The following is a 21,083-nucleotide window of genomic DNA, read 5'->3' as shown; positions in this document are numbered from 1 at the left end:
GAGAGTGAAGTTTGATTGACAAAGGTGGTGCAGAAAATGAATACAAAAGAGAAAATGCTGGAAATTATAAAGAAGAAGCAGGGCGGCGGCAGAGCAAAACAGATGGAGACGCCAAAGAATGACCGCAAGAATATGCGAAAAGGTCCGAAAATTTTTAATAAGTAAGCTGAATATTTGTTTAAGTTATAAGGTGAAGCAGCGAACCTATTCTTAATAATTTGCTTCGCAATTGAAAAAAAATGAAAATTTTTGATATGGAACTGATAGGCTGATTATAGCCGCTTTTAACAGCATACAAGTAACAAGCAGCACTTTCCAAACGATGGAAGGTGTTTTTTTTACAGTGATTGCTTTCCTAGATGAGCATGGTCTGCTGTTAAATTCAAAACGTTTTCTTGTGTATTCGGTAAAAAATCTAAGCAAAAATATTTTCTAAATATATACTTGCTGATAAGCTGTGGGTAAGTTGTTAACAGGGCATAAAAAAACGGGTTGTTGTGTACGTTTCTAGTGAGCGGACTATTTATTTACATTCGCCGGGTGGAAAGCTTTATTTTAAAAACAGATTTTATTATGCAGTAAATGAAGCTGTATTGTTGAATGAAATTACTTTTGATACAGTGTTTTTTGGAGCTGCGGGACTGGAAAACAGTATTATCAGTTCTGACGATCTGGGAGGTGTATACTTAAAAAAACGGTGTTAAAGAAAGCCCAAGATAAAATCTTTCTTGCAGAAAATAGCAAGCTTGAAAAGACAACGGCATATTCCTTTGGAAAGCTGAGTGATTTTGATTATTTTATAACAGATAGAAACTGGAAGGATCAACGCTGTCTCTCATTACTTCCGGGTTAGAAATTATTTATTAGAGGGTGACGATAATGGGAACAGGCGGTAGCAATATAAAGCTGGTTATGAGTGATATTGATGGTACAATTTTGGACTCTGCACATAGAGTGGATGATGGATTAAAGGAAACGCTGGAACAGTTAAAAGAGCAAAAGGTTCCTTTTATTCTGGCTTCTGCACGTTCACCCAAAGGAATGTATTCATTGGCAGAAGAGTTGGGTATCAGGACAAGTCCGCTTGCCTGCTATAATGGCGCATTGGTTTTGAAAGAAGCGGATAGCGAATCCCATCAGCCTATTCTCAGTCATGAGATGAATAAGACAGAGGTGGGTGTGATTGTTGATATCATTAAAGATAGGTTTCCGGAGATTACGATTAACTTGTATTCCGGAGAGGACTGGTATGTCGATAAATACACAAGATGGGCTGAGATTGAAGCAGGTATAACAAAGGAAACACCAATTGAAAAAAATGTGCAGCTGCTGATGTTGAGTGCAGAGATGCCTGTTCATAAACTTTTGTTGATTGGAACACCGCAGGAAATTGAGCGTCTGCAAGCGTATTGTCAGGCATTGAAATTGGAAAGCAGTTCCTTCTACCTTTCAAAGGAAAATTATTTAGAGGTGACACATTGCGATGTCTCAAAAGAGAGAGCTTTACTGGAGTTGGCGTCGTATTATCAGGTTGATTTGGAGGAAACAATGGCAATTGGCGATAACTTTAATGATATCCCAATGCTAAAGCTCGCAGGACTGGGAGTTTCAATGGCAAATGCTCCTATTGAAGTTCAGGAGGCTGCGGATATTAAAACCTTCAGCAATAATGAAAATGGCGTATCAAAGGCTTTGCAAAAGTATGTTCTGGGAACAAAATGAGTTGTACAGAAATTCGTTCCAAGTAACCCTCCAAGTACTTTGTACCCAATGTGCTCATAAAAAGTTTCTGTAAAAACTGGTTCAGTAGTGCTGTTCGAACTGGAGTTTTTTCAGCTGGATTTTTTGAGATAGGAATGCATTCAACAGTTGAAAAAATCAGTGATGATTTGTACGTTATTTCCCCTGCACTGATAGAGGAAGAAACCTTATCAGAGCTGAAAACATACCGTGTAAAAAGATAGGGTATCTTGTATTTTGCAGAATATAATGGGGAAGTTTAATAAGAATTAGAGGGTGTGGATTGAATAATGATAGCTCGAAACTATGTTATAATAATGCGGTAGGAAAGTTTGTGACGGTGGCTACTTCTTGAGGAGGTGGTGCTTATGAAAGTAAGTGCTAATTCTAGGAAAGGAGAACGCCTTTTGTCAGCATTAGAGACAATCCAGTTACTATTCAGCTTTAGCATGCTTGTTATTGTTTTAGTCAATCTGATTGTCAATCTGCTTAAAAATGACAAAAAAAATAACCGTCGTTAAACTTTAGCGAGTTTACGGTTATCTTTTTAACAAAAACCATGCTGCCGTCTTAAGTGGTTCTACGTTAAAGGGGATATGTTAGAGCATATCTCCTTTTTCATTGATATTATAGCACAATTTCGTATCTGAAACTACTTTTTATATCATCGAAAGAAAGTAGTGAAAGAATTGATAGCGACAGATCTGTTAATAATATTGCAAGTAGACTTCAGTTATTTAGATATCTCTGAAGTACTCCTGGAGGTTGATAATCAATTTTATCAGATAGCAGCTATTGAAGACAACAAAGAGTCAATAGTTCTAATTCCGGATACGAACAAATTCGGAACAGAAATAAAGTTGGAAAATTTTATAACTAAATTGATGTTAAACAAAGCTGGTGTTCTTTATAAAAAATATAAGTAATTGGAAAAAATTTACGGATATCGTGTACGCTGTAGAATACGGAACAGTATCAGAACAGAAATCGGCTTTTTTACTTTAGAAGGAATTCCCGATGTTTCTTACAGGTTTGAGTATGATGAACAGGGTACAGCTATACTTAAAGAAGAATTTTTTGCAAATGCTCAACCTGAATTTGCAAAAATTAAGATACTACAAAAAAATAGTAGCAGGTATAAAGACATTCAAAAGTTACTTAATGATTATCTTAAAAATAGTCAGTAACTGGAGCCGGCAGCTGAATCAGATTCAAAAAGGATAGTTCGAATTCCTAGCAAAAATTCTCCTGCAGTAGCTGAGGATTTACCAGGATATTTTTTCTATAGATGAACGGTAAAAATTCCTGAAGCTGAAAATAGTTCGGTTTCTAAAAAAAGATCAATTATGTAGTATTAGGAGATATATATTTTATTTGCATTTTTTTAGCTATGTAAATTAGAAAAGATATTTTTATTTAAAATTATCCATACTTATTGACACGTTTTTATGATATAATCAAAATGTAAAAAAATGAAGGGAAATTATATCATGAAAAAGAGAATTATTGGACTATTAATGTTTGGTTTCAGCTTAATCGTTAGTGTTTCATTTGTAGAAAGTGTGGAAGCAGCTAACTATAAAGAACCAGCTCCCACCGAAATACCTACGAATGATGTTGAAATCGTTACTTATGGACTGGAAGATTCAGATTCTATTGTTATGCTGTCCGACGGAGCGGTTATTCATGGTGAGGTAGAGATGCGTCCTAGTATTGATTCTAACATTGTAACAGTAGTTAATAGTGATACTGATCCACAGGCAATAACAGTTGAAGAATTCAAAGATGATCCTTCAAAATTAGTACCAAAACAAAAAAAATAGTTTGCTGAGAGGACCGGATACCCCTAACTATGTTTATGAATTAAAAGCTAATGCTTCTTACAGATCAAATAGTTTTAGTGGTAGTGGATGGATTTTTTCAGGATATTATTTTTATGCTGCTTCTGGTACCGGAGAATACTTATTATGGCAAACTTTTCGTGATTCTGCTCTAATTGGAGATCAGGATCAAGCAAAAATGACCTATCTTTATGGGGGAAATGGTATGGGGGAGTATGCTATTTACCCAGGGTATCAATACTATTGCAAAACTAGATCAGGTTTGATGGCTTATTACTCAAAATATCCAGTTAGTGGATCCTACTATTTAGTTTGTAATTGGTAAAAAATATATTGGTTTCAAAAAATAAAGATGGAGGGACTAGCATGAAAGGAAAACTCATTAAAAGAATACTTTTTTTAGCGGGTCTAATTGCTTCAATTAGTTTGACGTTTTTTTTAAGTAGATATGCGTTCTTTGCTGATGAGATATCAACAAATTCAGGAATTGTTGAAGTAGAGGAAGTGCAGGAAGTACAAGAAGTCAAAGTAGAATCTGAAACAAATGCAACCATTTTAGCTGCTGTTGAAGAGGCTAAAATATATGGTAAAGATGTTTGGTACACAGATTACTACAACCAGCTGGGAGAACAAGCTACCTTTCTTGTTATGCCGAATGGTGGTTTCTTAAATGGGGAAGGATCAGTCCGGGAAACTGGTGAAAGCTGGAATACTGATGTTGATCCTGATGCCGCAACACTTAAAGAAATTAGGGAAGCAATTGAGAATATTGATTATTAAATGACTATGAAAAACACGCTCTATGATAATTTAGGGCGTTTTTTTTATTTAGGATATAGATAGTCTGAAGTAAAAGATATTACAATAGGTTTGGTACTTAATAAATCTTTTCCATTTTATTCTGAGATGCAGGAGTTGACAGCCTATTGCTCAAAAATTTAGTTTATATAATCAGTAACTGAAGATGATCAATGGGACAGTAGCGTGATCTGGAATAATAATAGAATGAGTTCAAATGAAACAAGCTATGTGGACTGAAATTCTAGAAGAAAAAAGGAAAGCGTGATTTCTGATGGAAATATACAGCAGCTTATGGCCGTTTATACACGAGAAGATTTTAAAAGGTTCTACAGAAAAAGCATAACTCAAAATGTACTTGGGAAAGATTATCAGCTGTTAATTGAAGAGTATCTCAAAAAGAATGAAATTGAAAGGAGCAAGAAATGAATTTATTTGATTTAGCTCTAAGAATACTATTTATAGCAGTTGTGTTTACAGTTATTTTCACTATAAAAAACATTCAAGAGAATAAGGAAAAAATGATACTTCTTCAAAAGGATCAATAGTTGATAGTATAATTTGATTGGCTAGTGGATATCAACTAAAAACAAAGACTTTGCTAAGAAGGGGAGAAAGAAAAATAATGCGGAGAGAAACTCAACTAGAAAAGTTAGAAAATAGTATTATTTAAGGTAAAGATCAGGATTGTGACATAGTATGTTTTCATTTGAGAAACGTTTTATTTTTACCTTCTTTTTTATTCAGAATCAGTTTTGAAAAAGAATTTATCACCTAATTATTTAGAAATCAGCATATAAATAGTTGACAACCTTTTTCTAGTTTGCTACTATCCAACGGAGCAAAACGTAATCATTACGCTTTGTGCAAATAAAACGTAAGATATGAAGGAGTGTACAAATGAAACGCAAGCTTATTTTGGGATTATCTATTTTATTTTTAGCTGGATTTATGAGTGCCTGCTCAGTAAATGGGAAAGGCTCTTCTGAAGAGGAACAGAAAGAATTAAACATTCTGACGAGTTTTTATCCGATGTACGAGTTTACGAAAAATATTGTTGGGAATGAAGGAACTGTCGATATGCTTGTACCTGCTGGAACAGAAGCACATGATTATGAGCCCTCTGCCAAAGATTTGAAAAAATTACAGGATGCAGACGTCTTTGTTTATAACAATGAAAATATGGAATTCTGGGTGCCGTCAATGGAAACAACCTTTAATGACGGGGATGTTCATGTTATTAAAGCAACTGAAAATATGCTGCTGCTTTCAGGGGGAGAGGAAGAAGATCATGATCACTCTGAAGAAGACGGACATTCACATGAGTTGGATCCTCATGTCTGGCTGGCACCTAGTCTGGCAATAGAAGAGGTGAAAGAAATTCGGGACCAGTTGATTGAAATTTATCCGGAGAGAGAAGCAATCTTTACTGAAAATACAGAAGCGTATTTGAAAAGACTGACTGACTTAGATCATTCTTACAAGGATACTCTGGGAGCTGCCAGCCAAAAGAGCTTTGTTACACAACATGCAGCTTTCGGTTATTTGGCCGTAGAATACGGACTGACACAGGTTCCGATTTCCGGATTGTCTCCAAGTGAAGAGCCCTCAGCGACCAGACTGGCTGAGCTGAAAGATTTTGTAACAGAAAATGATATTCAGTACATTTATTTTGAGGCAAATGCAACCGACTCTATCGCACGTACGCTGGCTGAAGAAGCGGGTGTTGAGCTGCTGGTATTAAATCCCCTTGAAGGCTTGACGAATGAACAAATTGAAAATGGAGAAGACTATATCTCTGTTATGGCAGATAATCTGGAAGCACTAAGTAAAACAATAACAGGTGAAAATTCAGCACTGGATTCTGTATCTGCTAAAAAAGAAAAAACAGTTTACAATGGTTATTTTGAAGACAGTCAAATAAAAGATCGCCCATTGTCAGACTGGTCTGGAAGCTGGCAGTCTGTTTATCCATTTGTATCAGATGGAACCTTTGATCAGGTTTTTGACTATAAAGCAAAAATTAATAAGGATAAGACTGCAGAGGAATACAAAGCATATTATGAAGCCGGTTATGCGACAGATATTGAAAAAATTGAGATTACAAATAACAAGATGACATTCATCAATTCAAAAGGTGAACATTTTTCTTCTGAATATAAGTATGCGGGTTATGAAGTATTGAGCTACAAAGGTGGAAATCGAGGCGTGCGCTACTGCTTCGAAGCACTTGACCAGGACAATGGAGCATTCCGATATGTTCAGTTTAGTGATCACGCCATTGAACCGACTAAGGCAGAACATTTCCATATTTATTTTGGAAATGAAAGTCAGGAGGCTTTATCGTCAGAATTGGAAAACTGGCCGACTTACTATTCAGCTGATTTAAGCGGAAAAGAAATTGCACAGGAAATGCTGGCACATTGATCGCAGATTAGGAATTCAGCAAGATACTGTTGGAATTTTGAGAAGACATACGAATTTCTGCAGAAGTTGCAGAGATTAAAAGAATAAAAAAAGTTTGGTTAAAAGAGGTTGTGACAAACACTCATGAGGGCTGTCGCCCACATGAGTGTTTGTACCGACCTTTTTTGATGTGTCCATAAATGCAAGAGGAGGAACTGTGAATCAAGGATTTATAGAGAGCTGTTTGGCATTATTATTACAAGGGGAAGTTTATTTATTATTGCTTGCCGACAGCTATTCTTTTTCCTCTCCCATGATTTCTTTTGGAAATCTGTCAGTGATAAACAGAAGAGAAAACGACTGCTGACGGTAATCATCACATATTGTAGAGGCAGAGAGAAATCAAAATCAACGCAAAAAATTTTTTTTTAGATTATGGTACCATCAAAACTTTTAACGCTTCTCCGCTCATAGTCCAGTGGAATGCTTCTTCCCAGTTTTCCAGCGCTGTTATTTTTGAAACGAGCGGAGTCAGATCGTTCTGTTCTTGTTCCAGCCATTGAACAGCGAGCTGCCAGGAGCTGGGCTTCTGAGTTCGAGAGCCGATCAATTCAATTTCTTTGTGAATAAGAAGGTCCATACTAATGGGATTCATATTCTCGGCGAAAAGTCCTTCTTGAATGATCCGGCCTTTCTTTTTAACAATTTCCATTGCCTGATGAAGAGCATGAATATTTCCAGAACACTCGAAGACCTGATCTGCTCCATAGTCTTCAGTCAGGCTCATGATAGAATCTTCAAGAGGCTGATTTTGACTGTTGATTATATGAGGAATACCAAGTTCGTGAGCAATTTGCAGCCTTTTTTCGTCTTGATTGATTCCGATCAAAATCACCTCTGCACCTAATGATTTCAAAACCAGTGAAAGAATGATTCCGATTGGGCCGGGACCGAAGACGGCAATTTTTTCTTCAGAATAAACAACTGTTTTTTCTTTGACCGCATGCATACAGCAGGCGAGCGGTTCCAGCATTGCAGCTGAGTAGAGGTTGACCGCTTTGGGCACCTGATGACAACGGTCGGCTTTAACAATAATGTATTCAGCGAAGCTTCCATCTACCTGAGTACCCAAACCTTTGCGCCGGCTGCACAAGTTATAGTCCTGTTCATAACAGTAGCGGCATTTTTCACAAACTTCATATGTAGTCTCACTGACTACGATATCTTCGGGGTTGAATTTCCTGACATCACTTCCGACTTCTGTCACTTCACCAACGAATTCATGACCTAATGTCAGTGGTATCTTTTTGTTATATTCTCCTTTGAATGCATGAATATCTGAACCGCAGATACCTGTAAGCAGTACACGGATTTTTAGTTCATCTTTTTTTGGATAAGGCTCATTAACAGTGATATATTCCATGTTTCCATATCCTTCAGCAGTTTTTCTTAAGGCTTTCATTTTTTATGGACTCCCTTCTGGATATTCGAGGTGGGTGTTATTTTAATAGATAGAGAAGGGTGTTTTATTAGATGATAAAAGCTTATCATGGAAAAATTTTTTCTTCAAGATTATCACTGTCACAATTCTTTTGATAGCGATTCCAAAGGGATTGTGCTTGTGAAAAAATGTGAATGAAATATAATGAGCGTGTAGAGGTGAGAGGGATGAATAGAAGGATTAACAAGATTATATTAGATGCTTTACACGAGAAGAAAGAAACACTTCACAACTATGCAGAATTATTTAAAGTTTCCGATCAAACCATACGAAATGATATTAAAGAAATTAATTATTATCTGGAAAAAAGTAATCAGATAAAGATTATTTTCGATGAGGATGGCTATCTCCAAATGGCAGATGAAGTGGATTTGCAGGAATTGCTAAAGACCTATGCTTCGTTTCAAAACTATCATCTGTCACAGGATGAGCGGCGAACGATTCTTGCTATGCTGCTGGTAACGAGTTGTGACTATATAACGACTTATTATTTGTCAGAATATGTTTTGGTCAGCAGAAATACGCTGGTGAGCGATATTGAAGAATTGAAAATCTGGTTTAAACGAAATGGACTAGTATTGCATTCCTATGTCGGCAAAGGTTACAAGGTGCAGGGGAATGAAGCTAAAATCCGCCATGCCATGATGAAGCTGATTATTTTCAATGGTCTGTTTGACAATGATTATGATTATGCGCTTGGCTTTGAGAACAATATCTTTCAAAACCTGTTGCTGGATATCATTGATAAAGATACCCGATATCAGGAAATTGCCCAAATGCTGTTGGAAAGTGAGAAGGACCAGGGACTTCAGCTTTCGGATTTCTCTTATCAGGAGGTTGTCTGCTATCTGCTGATCATAGTTGAACGCCTTTCTTTGGGATTTACTATTCAAAATGCCGAAGAGTTGTCAGATGTAAAGGAGAGTTCGAAATCATCCTTTGCTGAAGCAATTGCAGAGAAGCTGAAGGAAATGTATTCCCTGGCTATTTCAGAAGACGAACGAAGCTATCTGATTTCCATTTTGAGAAGTAAAAGTTATATCAAAAACAACAGCAGAAAAATTGATTCAATTGAAACGCAGATACTGATCAATGAATTTATTTTTAATTTGTCGAAGGACTTGAATATTAAATACTATTTGAATAGTGATTTATTTGATTTGCTGGAAAACCATTTAAAGCTGCTTATTTATCGAATTAAATTGAAAAGTAATGTGAAAAATGGTTTGTTTGAGGAAGTTTATCAGGCGTACGCGGATATTTTTCCACTGGTAAAAAAACACGTCAAGCCGATTGAAGAATTTTTGGAAACAGAGATTACCCAGGATGAAATTTCATTTATTGTGATGTATGTTATGGCAATTTTAGAAAATAATATCAATAATACTTTTTTTAAAGAGACAATTCGTGTGAGAGTGATCTGTAATTCCGGCAGAGGAACAGCCCAGCTGATAGAGATTAAGCTTAAAAAGGCATTTCCGCAAATAGATATCGTTTCAGTGGATTCTTCTCATATACTGCAAAAAATCCAGCCGGAAAATCAGGATTTAATTATCACCACAGTCCCTCTTCAATTTGACAAATCACCTGTGCTGTTAGTCAACCCTCTGCTGACAGAGGATGATATTGTTGCTATTCAAAAAGTTATCTATCGGTTTACACCCCAGGAAGCAGAATATAATGCACTCCCATTAAAAGACAGACAGCTGCTTCAAAGCTGTTTGCCGATTATCGAAAAATATGTTGAAGAAGAGTACCATCAAAAATTTGTCAGCGAGTTGGAAGAACTGTATCGTCTAAATCAACGTAAAAGAAGAGTAGAAACAAAAGAAATCAGTCGATTGTCTGATGTACTTACGATAGATCGAGTGGTTTTGGACAAGTCAGCCGGAGACTGGCGGGAAGCTGTTGAATTAGCTGGAAAGATTTTGCTGGAAGATCAGCTGATAGAGCAGAGATACATTGAAAGTATGATCCAGATGATTGAGGAACATGACTCCTACATCGTTATTTCTCCGGGCGTTGCCATTCCTCATGGTGAAGCAGCAAATGGAGCGATTCAAATCGGAGCCAGCTTTCTTCGGCTAAAGGAGCCAGTCAGATTTAATCATAAGCAAAATGATCCGGTAAAATATGTAATCGCTCTCAGTATTCCGGAAGGGAAAACGATTGGAACCTGTTTATATTATTTTACAGAAATTTTGGCAACAGAAACATTCATTTTAAGAATGGATGCTTGTGAGCAGCCGGAAGAAGTACTGATTGAATTGAAAAATATGGAAGATAAAGTGATGGGGTTTTCAAATGAAAAAAATACTATGTGATGATAAGCAAAAATTTATGTATTGTATGTTCAATGAAACAGAAAAAGAGAAGCTGTTGGAGGCGATGAGTCAGGTGCTGTTTGAGTATGAGTTTGTAAAAGAAAGTTATTTTGAAGCAGTTGTTGAACGGGAAAAGCACTTTCCTACAGGACTGCCGACGAAAGGAATCAGTGTGGCGATTCCTCATACGGATTGTGTTCATGTGAAAAAAGAAGGCTTTTTGGTCGGAGTACTTAATCAGCCGATTTCTTTTGAAATTATGGCAAGTACACAGGAATATGTGGAAGTGGAGCTGGTTTTCATGCTTGCCATCAAAGATCCGAAAAAGCAGGTTGTTATGCTGCAGCGTTTGATTGCACTTTGCCAGGATGAAGAAAATTTACAGTTGTTGAAGTCAGGTGAGAATGTTGCGGAGATTGAAAAACTATTACAGACAGTCAATTAGAAGGAGATGAATTGAGTATGTTAGAAATTATCAAATCTGCTGTAAACTATGTACTGGATTTGGGTGCCACAGCGATGCTGCCGATCATTTTAACTATTTTCGGACTTATTTTGGGACAGTCATTAAGCAAATCTTTTAGAGCAGGGTTAACTGTTGGTATTGGGTTTACAGGATTGAATCTGGTAATCGGACTTCTTTCAGATTCTGTGGGGCTTGCTTCACAGGCAATGATTGAACGGCTGGGGCTGAATTTGGATATTCTGGATGTCGGCTGGCCGATTGGGGCGGCAATCACATTTGCCACACCGATTGCAGTACTGCTGATTCCGGTGATCTTCATTTTTAATATTGTGCTGCTGCGATTTAATCAGACAAAAACGATGGATGTTGACCTCTGGAATTACTGGCATCTGATCTTTCCGGGAGCCATGATTTATTATGCGACAGATTCAATCTGGATTGCAATTGTCTGTGCACTGATCAATGCATTTGTTGTCTTTAAGCTTGCGGATTGGACAGCACCAGCTGTAGAGCACTTTTTCGGACTGCCGGGGATTTCTCTGCCTCATGGGGAAACTGTCAATTTTGCGCCGGTGACATACGCATTGAATAAGGTTTGGGATAAAGTTCCGGGAATTAATAAAATTGATATTAATGCAGATAATTTAAAAAACAGACTAGGAATTTTTGGTGAACCCATGATGATCGGTCTGATACTTGGGATTGGGATGGGCTTTTTAGCAGGCTATGATTCACAGGCTATTATTCAACTGGGGATTCAAATGTCTGCTGTTATGATTTTGATGCCGAGAATGGTTGCATTGTTGATGGAAGGTCTTTCTCCAATTGCAGAAGCAGCTAAAACATTTATACAAAAACGCTTCCCGGGAAAAGAAGTCTATATCGGTTTAGATGCAGCGGTTGTTACTGCGCACCCGGCAATTATTACTGTTGCTTTACTGATGGTTCCAATTACTATTTTTCTGGCAGCGGTGTTACCGTACAACCGTTTATTGCCATTTGCCGATTTAGCTGTACTGCCGTTTACGATCATCTGGTCAATTGCGGCCTCTAAAGGGAACATCTTCCGAGGTCTGCTGAATTCGATTGTGTCTATTTGTCTGGTTTTGTTTATTGCTACAAATCTGGGAGAGTTGACAACGATAATGGCTCATGCGGTCGGATTCTCTTTTCCGGAAGGTGCAACAATGATTTCCGGTATTGACATGAGCAGCCACTTGACTCTTTGGATTATGCTGAAGCTGATTGATCCTTCAAATATTCCGGCCTTTATGGCAGGTGTTATCGGTCTGCTTTTATATGGAGGTCTGTGGTACTGGACCAGAAATGATATTAAGAAACAATTCGGACTGGATAAACCGAATGAAGCAGCTATAGAAAATCTGGAGGTAGAAGAAAATGAATAAGAAGCATGTATTAATTGCCTGCGGTACAGGCGTGGCAACATCTACAGTGGTCAGCATGAGAGTGAAGGAAGAACTGGAGAAGAACAATATTCCGGCAATCGTTGAACAATGCAAGGTCGCTGAGCTTCCTTCAAAAGTTGGGAACGCGGATTTGGTTGTTACCACAACAGCATACACAAATGAGGATATCCCTGTAATTCGTGCCCTGTCCTTTTTAACAGGAGTAGGTATTGAAGAGGATGTTCAAAAAATTGTCGAGATTCTTAAGTGAGGAAGTGTCAGCAGTGAAAACGATGCAGGGAAAAGTGGCGGTTGTTACAGGTGCTGCAAAAGGAATCGGGAAAGCGATTGCAAAAAGATTTGCTGAGGAAGGAGCTAATACCGTCATTGTTGATTTTGATGCTGAAGCAGGAAAACAGACTGCTCAGAAATTTTCGATAGACTATGCCGATTCATTGTTTGTTCAGGCAGATGTATCGAGCGCAGAAGATATGATGAAGGTACGAAATAAAGTTGTTTCTGTCTTTGGCAGGGTTGATATTCTTATTGTTAATGCGGGAATCAGCTATCGGCATACAGTTGATGATATTTCAATTGAGGAGTGGCAGCAGGTGCTGAGAATTAATCTGGATGGCTCTTTTTACACAATTAAAGCTTTTTATAAAGATTTTCAAACGAATCAGGGGAAAATTGTGTTTATTACTTCCGGATCTGCGATTACAGGCACAGGAGGGGGCGTACATTACGCCTCTTCGAAAGCCGGACAGCATGGGCTGATGAGAGGGATTTCCAAAGAGCTGGGGCCTAAAGGAGTTAATGTGAACGCAGTGGCACCACGAGTGGTTCAGACAGATATTTTAGATATTCTGTATCCTGACGAATTGAGCAGGAAGGAATTGATTAAAAAGATTCCGATCAGTCGTATTGGTCAGCCTGAGGATATCGCAAATGCTGCGTTCTTTTTAGCTGGACCGGAGAGTTCCTATATTCATGGACAAATTATTTTGGCAGACGGCGGGAGAACGTATTGAGGAAGGGTGTATATGAAAACTATTTTAGTAGCCGCAGGCACATCAGACAATAAACGTAATTTTGCTGTAACGTTCATTCAAAATTATTTAAATGAACAGGATGTAGAAGCAGCAGTAACAGGAAAAAGCATTTATAAAGTCTCTGAGCTTGATCTGGAGGTTTCCGCAATAGTTGTTATCGGTCAGCCGAATTTTCAGACGGATGTCCCGGTTATTGACGGGACAGCTTTTATTACAAAGTTTGGGATGGAAACCTGCTGCGAACAGATAATAAACGCACTTTAACGGATGAATCAGGTGAGGAGGAAAAAAAGAATGAATATGTCAATACCAAATGAAGCGCAGTTATCAGATGAACAGCTCAAAGAAATTTTTGAAACGATGTGGACGATTCGTTTTTTTGATGAAAAAGTTGATCAGCTTTTTGCTAAAGGAGTGATTCACGGAACGACCCATCTGGCAGTCGGACAGGAAGCAACTGCAGCTGGCAGCGGAGCTGTGCTGAGAAAAACAGATTGGATTACAGCCACGCACCGGGGACATGGACAAACGATTGCCAAGGGAACAGATATTCAGGCTATGATGGCTGAGCTTTTTGGACGTACAACGGGAACGAACAAAGGAAAGGGCGGCTCCATGCATATTGCTGATTTGGATACGGGAAACCTTGGTGCAAACGGAATTGTCGGCGGGGGCTTCCCAATTGCAACAGGAGCAGCACTGACTTGTAAAATGAAGGGACAGGATACGATTGCTCTGGCTTATGCAGGCGATGGCTCCACGAATGAGGGAAGCTTTCATGAATCACTGAACCTGGCCGCAATCTGGGATTTACCAGTTGTTTTTTTCATCGAAAATAATCAATATGGCATGAGTGGTTCAGTGAAAAAGATGACTCGAGTAGAACATCTTTCTGATCGGGCGACGGCTTATGGAATGGAAGGTGTGACGATTGACGGCAACGATCTGATTGAGGTGATAAATACAACCTGCAAAGCAGTTGAGAAAGCCCGCAGAGGAGAAGGGCCAACCTTGATTGAAGCATTGACCTATCGGTGGAAAGGACATTCTAAATCGGATGCCAAGAAATATCGAACAAAAGATGAAGAGGAAGATTGGCGAAAAAATAAAGACCCGATTCAGCTGGCAAAAGAACGATTTATTGAATCGGGAATTTTTACAGAGGAAGAAGCAGAAGCAATCCGTCTGCATGCGAAGCAGGCTATTGAAGAAGCCGTCGTATTTGCTGAAAAAAGTCCAATGCCGGCACTGGATACATTGTATGAAAATGTCTATGCGGATTAGGAGGGAAGGCCAATGAGAGAAATAACCTATGCTGAGGCGGTTAGAGAAGCCTTGTCTGAAGCAATGCGGGAGAGTGAAGATGTATTTATGCTGGGAGAAGATATCGGCATATATGGCGGTGCCTTTGGTGTCAGTCGAGGGATGGTCGAAGAGTTTGGCGAAGAGCGCATTCGTTCTACACCAATCTCGGAATCTGTGATTGCAGGAGCATCAGTTGGTGCTGCGATGACTGGAATGCGTCCAGTTTTCGAAATTCAATTTTCAGATTTTGTAACAATTGCACTGGACCAAATTGTCAATCAGGCAGCTAAAATTCGTTATATGTACGGCGGAAAGGCCAAGATTCCATTAGTCATGCGGACCCCCGGCGGTTCTGGGACAGGAGCAGCTGCACAGCATTCTCAGAGTTTGGAAAACTGGACGGCTCACGTGCCTGGATTGAAAGTGATTCAACCGGCAACGGCGTATGATGCCAAAGGACTGCTTCATGCGGCAATTGAAGATGATAATCCGGTGATGTTTTATGAACATAAGCTGTGCTATCGGACATCTTCTGATGTGCCGGAAGGAAAATATACAATTCCTATTGGGGTAGCGGATATTAAAAGAAGCGGTTCAGATATAACTATTGTTGCGACGGGAATTATGGTGCATAAAGCATTAGAAGCAGCGGAACAATTAGGAAAAGAAAATATTGAAGCAGAAGTTATCGATCCGCGCACGCTGGTTCCTTTGGATAAACAGACGATTATTGACTCAGTGATAAAAACCGGTAAAGCAGTTGTAGTGACAGAAGCAGTCAAGCGCAGCGGATTTAGTGCTGAATTGGCTAGTGTGATTGCGGAAAGTGAGAGCTTTGATTTTCTGGATGCGCCGATTATCCGACTTGCAGGTAAAGAAGTGCCTATTCCTTATCATCCGGAGCTGGAAAAACTGGCTGTTCCACAGGTAGAAGATATTGTCGCTGCCTGCCGTGCATTGAAGGAGGGAGTTTGATGGCACATGAAGTATTAATGCCTAAACTGAGCTCAACAATGGCTGAAGGAACGATTACCGTCTGGCTGAAGGAAGAAGGAGATTCCGTTGAGATTGGCGAAGCCATTTTTGAAGTCATGACTGATAAAATTGCCATTGAGGTGGAAGCGTATGAAGAAGGTACGTTGCTGAAGAGGTATATTGGCGACGGTGAAAGCGCACCTGTCAATGCGGTTATTGCCTATATTGGCGAAGCCGGAGAAAGCGTACCGGAGGAGATGCCGAGAGTGAGCGGAGGCGAAAGATCGGCTGAAGAGGAAGCGCCTTCTGCAGACACACCAAAAACTGATAGTGAAGCAATGAAATCAGAAACGAGCCAGCCAACTGAAAGCAAAATCCGTGCCACTCCGGCAGCCCGCAGAGCGGCCAGAGAAAAAGGGGTTGATCTTAAAAATGTGACAGGCTCAGGACCTAAAGGACGGATTCAGGCGCTGGACGTACAGAACTATCAGGTACAAGCGGAACCATTAAAAGAGTATGCAGGAACAGGCAGATTTTCGAAGGCAGCAGCAGTTTTGCCGTGGCAGGGAATGCGCAAAACTATTGCAGATCGGATGCTGATCAGTAAACAAACAGTACCGCATGTAACGATGAATGCAGCTGTTGATATGTCTGCAGCAGTTAAGCTGAGAGAGCAGCTGCTGCCAATGATAGAAAATCAGACGGGCTATCGCCTTTCTTATACAGAAATTATTATGAAGGCAGCCATGGTTGCGCTTAGAGAATTTCCAGTATTCAATGCACATGTAAAAGAAGATGGCATTCATCTATTTGAAACAGTGCAGTTAGGTATAGCTGTAGCTGTTACGGAAGGGCTTGTCGTTCCAGTTATTTCAAATGCTCATCAATTAGGCTTGGGACAATTGACGAAACAAACAAAAGAACTGACTCAAAAGGCACGTGATGGAAAATTAACCGGAGAAGACATGGAAGGCGGGACCTTTACCATTAGTTCTCTGGGAGCGTCCAAAGTTCAGACCTTCAATCCAATTATTAATGTTCCAGAAGCAGCTATTTTAGGTGTGGGCGGGATGAATGCAGCTTGGGAAATGAGGAGTGTAGATGGAATCGAACATCCGATAAAAGTACCTGCGCTCCATCTAAGTTTATCCTTTGATCATCGGGCGGCAGACGGTGCGCCTGCAGCAGCCTTTCTTTCCAGAATTGTTGAGCTGCTGGAAAATCCAATGGGACTGTTACTATAAGGAGGCTCATCCATGATAAAAGAAACAGAAACAGTAGTACTTGGTGCCGGACCAGGCGGTTATGTCGCAGCAATTCGAGCAGCTCAGCTGGGTCAAAAAGTAACAATTGTTGAAGCAGAGCATATTGGCGGTGTCTGCTTAAATGTGGGGTGTATACCCTCTAAAGCGCTGATTACAGCAGGACATCGCTATCAGGAAGCTCAAAAATCTGACTTTTTAGGAGTCAAAGTCAATAAAGCAACACTTGATTTTGCAAAGACCCAAAAATGGAAAAATGAGCAAGTTGTTAAAATATTGACAAATGGCATTCGTGCATTGTTGATGAAAAATAAAATTTCCATCATAGAGGGATATGGTATTTTTACAGGAAGCCATGAACTTTCAGTTACAACGGCGGCAGGGCAGGAAACCATTCGCTTTCAGCAGGCAATTATTGCAACAGGAAGCTGTCCGATTGAGATAGCAGGATTTTCTTTTTCTGAGAGAGTGATTGATTCGACTGGCGGCTTAAACTTAAAAGAAGTTCCTGAATCTTTAGTTGTAGTCGGAGGTGGATATATAGGTTGTGAATTGGCAGGTGCCTATGCAAACCTGGGTGCAAACGTAACGATTGTGGAGGGAAGTCCTCATCTATTACCATCATTTGAAGCAGATATTCAGCAAATCATTGAAAAGAGCTTTCAGCGAAAAGGCGTCAGGATTATCACAAATGCCAAAGCTAAACAAGCTGAATTGCAGGCTGATCAAGTTGAAACGGAGATCGACTATTCAGGGGAAATAGAAAGGCTTATCAGTGATTATGTTATGGTCACTGTCGGAAGAAAACCAAATACGGAGGGACTGGGACTGGAAAAGCTAGGTCTTCAGACAGACAGGTACGGACTGCTTCCTGTTAATGAGAGGTATCAAACAGAAGTGGCTCACATTTATGCAATAGGTGATATTGTCGAGGGCTTGGCTCTGGCACATAAAGCCAGCTATGAAGGTAAAGTTGCTGCTGAAGTGATTGCAGGGAAAAATGTGGTAAAAGATTATCGTGTCATCCCGGCAGTTTGTTTCACAGATCCTGAAGCAGCAACTGTCGGCCAGACTGTTGAGGAGGCAGCAGCAGCTGGAATAAAGGCTGAAACAGCAGTTTTTCCCATGCAGGCAAATGGCCGGGCCCTTTCTCTGAATGCCACAGAAGGCTTTATTCGATTAGTGTATGAATCTGAAACTCAGCTGCTTTTGGGAGCTCAAATAGTTGGCGTAAATGCCAGTGATTTGATTGCAGAAGTAACGCTGGCGATTGAATCCTATTTGACTTTGGAAGATATTGCACTGACCATCCATGGACATCCGACACTTTCAGAAACGATTATGGATGCTGCAGAGGTTGGATTAGGGGTGCCGATTCATAGATGACATACAATACTTGACAGAAAATAGTTAGTGATCATATAAGTTCTCCGGAAATGAATAAAAAATGTCTAAGGCTCATATAGTTACAAGAGGCAGAAATAGAAGATTCTCAGGCTTATCTGGGAGTCTTTTTTTAGCTTTACAAGAATCTTTTATACGGCTTGTTATAATGAGTAGGAAGAAATGAAGTAACAGCTAATTAGTAAAATGTAGGTTGAAGTGTGATGGAAACTTTTTCATTTCTGTGCAACCATTTCCTGTATTTCTTACTCTAATCAATATAGGTTAAAAGTTAAGGTTCTAGGTTTACAGATGAAGACATTGAGTTCTATAATATGAACTTTATACTTAAAAATGGTGATGGCAGTATTTTAGTAGATTTTTTCAGTGGATTGACGATAGAGACAGATAAACAGCTGTATTTGTTTTCTGTAATTACACCGAATTCACATTTTGATAAGAGTACGAACCTGTTGGAATTGACCTATCAACTGCACTCGGATTCCGGGAATGTACCGAAGCTTGAAAATGCAACAGTGGAAATCACAGGAATAAAAGCAGTTTATCAAACGAATGATGATGAACCTGGAGAATATCAAATGATAACAGAAGAAATTGAAGGATCATGGAAATTATCAATTGACACGGGAAAAATCAATACGTTTGAGGCCGTTGATTTTCTTCCAACAGACAGCAAAAAAGCAGCAGGTATTCGGGGAACAGCTTACCCAAGTTCATTTATACTGCTTAGTGAAATACCATTTACTGAGACAAACTATTTTGATGACATGCGAATCGTTACAGTGATGGATGGCGTAGAAGAAAGCTATCCGCTGACGCAGACTTCACTTGTTGAAGAAAACGGAAAAGAATATACTCAGTTTATATTTGATTATCCCAGATATGATGAGGCGAAGATATTGAAAGTTAACTATTTGGATACTGCCACAATGGAGGAAGTATCAATTGAACTTGAACAACGATAAGTTATCTATTTATTGGCATAGTAAAAATACAGCTGTTGTTGCTAAGCGATTTTATACCGTTTTAAAATATCTCAAAATTCTTCTGAAAAAGCTTGTTGTTTTTTTGAGATATAGTTGAAAGAAGCAGTTGGAGCCGAAAAAAGAATGACAGACTATTGCGAGTAACCAATCTGATCATTTTTTGAATCGAAAGTAAATGAATATGGATCGGGCTTTTCAATTCATGTCAGGGGTTCTATTCAGAGTTGCCCAATCTTTTTTATTTTTCCTTTTTGCAGGTTTGTCAGAGACAAACCAAAATCTGCTGTATTTGATATAATGGATCAGTAGAACTCTTAGGAGTGAGGTATCAACAGGTGAGTCTGCCGGATAACAGAACAGCCTTATGTATCTGTGCTATAAAATTAAAGAATATGACTGCTTAAGTTGGGACTGGCAGGTTTGCCTAATTCCTAAAAAGAGGTTCTCTTTATTATTCAAGCAACAAATAAACCTTAATAAAAATTAGGGCGTGTCTGAAAAGTTAGTGGTATTCGAATTTTTCAGTGATTTTTGTTGAAATCAAGGAAGAAAACACACCTTATGTGGTTCATAAGCGAGTATTATGGCGAGGAGTTCAATAAAAATCATCAAACTATTCGCCGCTTGAGTTTTCAGACACACCCTAGTATTCTGGAGGTGCAGTTTAATGAATATACTGGCAAAAATGGCTGGACTTGGAAGTTTAACAACGAATGAAAAAGTACTGGTTGATTTTATTCTGACAAATCCCAAAGAAGTTATCAATTGTCGACCTGCGGAACTGGCTGCGCAAGCCTTTGTTTCTGTTGCAACAATTTACAGGCTGATTAACAAGTTGGAACTAAACGGAATTGGTGAACTGAAAATTGAAGTTGCCTCAATTCTTAGAACATCCGCTCAAAAAGAGGAAATTGATTATGATTTTCCGATTTTGGAATCTGATACGCCTTTTCAAATTATGCAGAATCTTAGTAATATCTACGCCTATACGATTGATGAAACGGTAAGCTTTGCTGATCCGGAACAGCTGGCGGCTGTTGGTCAGGCTTTACTGAAGGCAAAGGTGATTGATGTGTACGCAGCTTCTGCAAATGTGTTTTTTGCAAAGAATTTTAAGTTTCAGATGCAGGAAATCGGGGTGCTGATTAATGTGCCGGAAGAGGATTACATTCAGCGGCTTTCAGCAGCCAATAGTAATAAAGACCATGCTGCAATTGTTGTTTCTTTTGGCGGAAGAGGTCAGACCGTGAAGGAGGTAGTGAAAATACTAAATAAAAATGATGTTGAAATCATTTTAATCACATCAACGCAGGATAACCCGCTGGCTGAATATGCGGCACATAAACTGTATTTGGCTTCAGCAGAAAATCACTACAATAAAGTTTCTTCATTTTCGACAAGGTTCTCATTGCTGAGTATTTTTGATATGCTGTATTCGATTTACTTTAATCATAACTATGATAGAAATATCCGTTATAAACTGAAAAACTATCAAAAAATGAACAGAAAACTGGAATAATTTTTCAAAAACAGAGCTGATTTTATTTAATCTGAAAAAAACTTTCAATCTTCTCAGATTCTGTCTTTTCAATGTTTTTGAGAGCTATAATCTTCCTA

Annotated in this window: 21 protein-coding genes; 20 read left to right on the top strand and 1 reads right to left on the bottom strand. The window is 39.0% G+C overall.

Annotation, left to right across the window (positions count from 1 at the left end):
- Positions 1-36: 36 nt before the first annotated feature.
- The 8 genes from LI954_RS16070 to LI954_RS08460 all read left to right on the top strand — a co-directional run bounded on the left by LI954_RS16070 (position 37) and on the right by LI954_RS08460 (position 6,806).
- Complete coding sequence (locus tag LI954_RS16070; RefSeq protein WP_267491458.1) at positions 37-165, top strand: hypothetical protein; 129 nt, start codon at positions 37-39, stop codon at positions 163-165.
- Positions 166-697: 532 nt separating this feature from the next.
- Positions 698-853 (top strand): hypothetical protein, encoded by a 156-nt coding sequence (locus LI954_RS16335; RefSeq protein WP_420705917.1) that lies wholly within the window; start codon positions 698-700, stop codon positions 851-853.
- Between the two features lie 26 nt (positions 854-879).
- Positions 880-1,722, top strand: a complete 843-nt coding sequence (locus LI954_RS08485) for a Cof-type HAD-IIB family hydrolase (protein WP_229441479.1) — start codon at positions 880-882, stop codon at positions 1,720-1,722.
- Positions 1,723-2,108: 386 nt separating this feature from the next.
- The gene (locus LI954_RS08480; protein ID WP_229441478.1) at positions 2,109-2,261 is read left to right on the top strand and encodes a putative holin-like toxin; all 153 of its coding nucleotides are present in this window, start codon (positions 2,109-2,111) and stop codon (positions 2,259-2,261) included.
- A 159-nt stretch (positions 2,262-2,420) separates the two neighbouring features.
- On the top strand, positions 2,421-2,666 hold the full coding sequence (locus LI954_RS08475; protein WP_229444207.1) for a hypothetical protein: 246 nt from the start codon (positions 2,421-2,423) through the stop codon (positions 2,664-2,666).
- 564 nt (positions 2,667-3,230) lie between these two features.
- Entirely contained in the window at positions 3,231-3,563 is a 333-nt protein-coding gene (locus LI954_RS08470) for a hypothetical protein (RefSeq protein ID WP_229444206.1), read from the top strand.
- A gap of 384 nt (positions 3,564-3,947) precedes the next feature.
- Positions 3,948-4,361: a hypothetical protein gene (locus tag LI954_RS08465; RefSeq protein WP_229441476.1), complete on the top strand. Its 414-nt coding sequence runs from the start codon at positions 3,948-3,950 to the stop codon at positions 4,359-4,361.
- Between the two features lie 918 nt (positions 4,362-5,279).
- Positions 5,280-6,806 (top strand): zinc ABC transporter substrate-binding protein AdcA, encoded by a 1,527-nt coding sequence (locus LI954_RS08460; protein ID WP_229444205.1) that lies wholly within the window; start codon positions 5,280-5,282, stop codon positions 6,804-6,806.
- Between the two features lie 412 nt (positions 6,807-7,218).
- On the opposite strand, the gene LI954_RS08455 is transcribed toward LI954_RS08460, so the two are convergent.
- Positions 7,219-8,247, bottom strand: a complete 1,029-nt coding sequence (locus LI954_RS08455; protein ID WP_229444203.1) for a zinc-binding dehydrogenase — start codon at positions 8,245-8,247, stop codon at positions 7,219-7,221.
- Positions 8,248-8,453: 206 nt separating this feature from the next.
- Between LI954_RS08455 and LI954_RS08450 the strand changes: the two genes are divergently transcribed.
- The 12 genes from LI954_RS08450 (at position 8,454) to LI954_RS08395 (ending at position 20,985) form a co-directional block, all read left to right on the top strand.
- Positions 8,454-10,610 (top strand): BglG family transcription antiterminator, encoded by a 2,157-nt coding sequence (locus LI954_RS08450; protein WP_229444201.1) that lies wholly within the window; start codon positions 8,454-8,456, stop codon positions 10,608-10,610.
- Positions 10,591-11,055 (top strand): PTS sugar transporter subunit IIA, encoded by a 465-nt coding sequence (locus LI954_RS08445; RefSeq protein WP_229441472.1) that lies wholly within the window; start codon positions 10,591-10,593, stop codon positions 11,053-11,055. Before LI954_RS08450 ends, LI954_RS08445 begins: the two co-directional genes overlap by 20 nt.
- 17 nt (positions 11,056-11,072) lie before the next feature.
- The gene (locus LI954_RS08440) at positions 11,073-12,482 is read left to right on the top strand and encodes a PTS galactitol transporter subunit IIC (RefSeq protein WP_229444199.1); all 1,410 of its coding nucleotides are present in this window, start codon (positions 11,073-11,075) and stop codon (positions 12,480-12,482) included.
- On the top strand, positions 12,475-12,753 hold the full coding sequence (locus LI954_RS08435) for a PTS sugar transporter subunit IIB (RefSeq protein ID WP_202067840.1): 279 nt from the start codon (positions 12,475-12,477) through the stop codon (positions 12,751-12,753). Before LI954_RS08440 ends, LI954_RS08435 begins: the two co-directional genes overlap by 8 nt.
- A gap of 22 nt (positions 12,754-12,775) precedes the next feature.
- A complete protein-coding gene (locus LI954_RS08430) occupies positions 12,776-13,513 on the top strand; it encodes an SDR family NAD(P)-dependent oxidoreductase (protein WP_202067854.1) in 738 nt (245 codons plus the stop codon).
- A 12-nt stretch (positions 13,514-13,525) separates the two neighbouring features.
- Positions 13,526-13,798: a hypothetical protein gene (locus tag LI954_RS08425; protein ID WP_229444198.1), complete on the top strand. Its 273-nt coding sequence runs from the start codon at positions 13,526-13,528 to the stop codon at positions 13,796-13,798.
- 30 nt (positions 13,799-13,828) lie between these two features.
- Entirely contained in the window at positions 13,829-14,818 is a 990-nt protein-coding gene (locus LI954_RS08420) for a thiamine pyrophosphate-dependent dehydrogenase E1 component subunit alpha (RefSeq protein WP_229444196.1), read from the top strand.
- A 12-nt stretch (positions 14,819-14,830) separates the two neighbouring features.
- Positions 14,831-15,814 (top strand): alpha-ketoacid dehydrogenase subunit beta, encoded by a 984-nt coding sequence (locus LI954_RS08415; protein WP_202067837.1) that lies wholly within the window; start codon positions 14,831-14,833, stop codon positions 15,812-15,814.
- A complete protein-coding gene (locus tag LI954_RS08410) occupies positions 15,814-17,058 on the top strand; it encodes a dihydrolipoamide acetyltransferase family protein (RefSeq protein WP_229444195.1) in 1,245 nt (414 codons plus the stop codon). The genes LI954_RS08415 and LI954_RS08410 overlap by 1 nt, the downstream gene beginning before the upstream one ends.
- 12 nt (positions 17,059-17,070) lie before the next feature.
- Positions 17,071-18,462 carry a dihydrolipoyl dehydrogenase gene (gene lpdA / locus LI954_RS08405; RefSeq protein WP_229444193.1) on the top strand — a complete coding sequence of 464 codons (1,392 nt, stop codon included), beginning with the start codon at positions 17,071-17,073 and terminating at the stop codon, positions 18,460-18,462.
- Between the two features lie 332 nt (positions 18,463-18,794).
- Positions 18,795-19,445, top strand: a complete 651-nt coding sequence (locus tag LI954_RS08400) for a hypothetical protein (protein WP_229444190.1) — start codon at positions 18,795-18,797, stop codon at positions 19,443-19,445.
- A 688-nt stretch (positions 19,446-20,133) separates the two neighbouring features.
- Complete coding sequence (locus tag LI954_RS08395) at positions 20,134-20,985, top strand: MurR/RpiR family transcriptional regulator (protein ID WP_229444189.1); 852 nt, start codon at positions 20,134-20,136, stop codon at positions 20,983-20,985.
- Positions 20,986-21,083 lie beyond the last annotated feature (98 nt).

It is taken from the genome of Enterococcus sp. CWB-B31 (assembly GCF_020567645.1).
GTDB lineage: Bacteria > Bacillota > Bacilli > Lactobacillales > Enterococcaceae > Enterococcus_L.
Note: the sequence above shows the minus strand (reverse complement) of the source record. Positions and strands in the feature narration are given on the sequence as shown.